Below are 1,634 nucleotides of genomic sequence, written 5' to 3' on the forward strand. Positions count from 1 at the left end.
TTGCGTGGTTGGAGAAGTGCCGTCGATTGTGGAAGAACTGTGAACGCAAGCTCGACACCAGCTTGCAATTCATTCAGTTTGCCTTTCTGACTCTTCTTCTGCGGAGACTTTGAACAGGTTCTTAGAAGTAATCCTGCAACCGATACCAAGCCATCCCCAACACCAAGCTAGGCATACGCAATAGTTTTCCGCCGGGGAAAGGTGAATGATTGATCCTGGCGAACAAGTCGAGCCGTTCACTCTCTTTGGCAATGGCCTCTGCAATCAGTCGCCCGGCCAGCCCAGTCACCGCCACACCATGGCCGGAAAAACCCTGGCAGAAGTAGACATTGGGCGATAACCGCCCCCAATGCGGTGCTCTGTTCATGGTGATATCGACAAAACCACCCCAACCATGCTCGATATTGACATCCGCCAATTGCGGAAACACACGCAGCATGTCGCGCTTCATGGCCTCCTTTACATTCGACGGCGGTAAGCCTGAATAGCTGACCTTACCGCCGAACAACAGTCGGTGATCGGCTGTCAGCCGATAGTAGTCGAGCACAAACTGATTGTCGGCCACAGCAAAATTCAGATTAATCAGCGAGCGTGCACGCTCTTCACCAAGGGGTTCAGTCGTGATGACATACGTGCCGACCGGCATGATCTTCCTGCCCAGTTCTGGCGCAAGTCCATCGACAAAAACATTCGCAGCCAATACCAACTGCCGGCAAGAAACGACACCTCGGGCCGTATGAGCATGTGTTTGTGCTCCCTGCTCGATTCGGCTGACCGGTGTCTGTTCAAAAATCTGCACGCCCGCAGCCACTGCTGCGCGTGCCAAGCCCAAAGCGTACTTGAGTGGATGAATATGTCCCCCCAAAGCGTCGTATAACCCTCCCGCATAACGGGGACTATCCAAATGGCTGCGCAGCGTTGCTTTGTCCCACAGCGTGTAATCACGGTAACCGAAACGGCGCTCAGCGTTCGCTTGCCACGCGACCAGCTCATTGAACTTCTTGGGTGACACCGCGGCCACCACATGACCACGTGCCCAATCGCAGTCAATACCATGCCGTTCGACGCGGTCTTCAATGATCTGGATTGCTTCCAGGGACATATCCCAGACCGTCTTCGCTGCCGTTTCGCCCAAGGCCTTGGCGATAGTGTCCATATCACAGGCATAACCATTGATGACCTGACCACCATTACGGCCCGAAGCTGCATGGCCGAGTTTGGAACCTTCTAATAAGACAACACTGAACCCGCGCTCAGCCAGATTCAACGCAGCAGAGATACCCGCCAGTCCACCCCCTACCACACAGACGTCGCAGTCCAGGCTACCGTCAAGCCTGGGGTAATCCGGAATCTCTCCGGCACTTGCAACATAGTAGGAATCGATATGGGACTGATTAGCGTGGTTGAACAAGGCCATGGCACTCTCCGAAAGGAATCGCGCCGATGCTAGAGGTGTTAAATATTATTGACAAGGTGATGGGTGAAGACGAAACACCATATGCTTTGTGTGACCTGTCCTGACAACCGTAGACACACCCACTTCAAATGCAGACCAATTGCCTGCTGAATTTTTCTGCAAACACCGCCGGTGCCAAATTACCTAGCCGAGAGTGGCGTCGTTGGCGGTTGTAAAA

Annotated in this window: 1 protein-coding gene and 1 pseudogene; one reads left to right on the forward strand and one right to left on the reverse strand. The window is 53.6% G+C overall.

All coding sequences use genetic code 11. The features are described 5' to 3' along the window. A pseudogene (locus ACUHMQ_RS20655) lies at positions 1-113 on the forward strand (IS5/IS1182 family transposase); the annotation flags it as partial. An 8-nt stretch (positions 114-121) separates the two neighbouring features. Here the strand turns inward: ACUHMQ_RS20655 and ACUHMQ_RS20660 are convergent. After that, positions 122-1,417 carry an NAD(P)/FAD-dependent oxidoreductase gene (locus ACUHMQ_RS20660; RefSeq protein ID WP_445297328.1) on the reverse strand — a complete coding sequence of 432 codons (1,296 nt, stop codon included), beginning with the start codon at positions 1,415-1,417 and terminating at the stop codon, positions 122-124. Positions 1,418-1,634 lie beyond the last annotated feature (217 nt).

The sequence above is a fragment of the Chitinimonas violaceus genome (assembly GCF_052601015.1).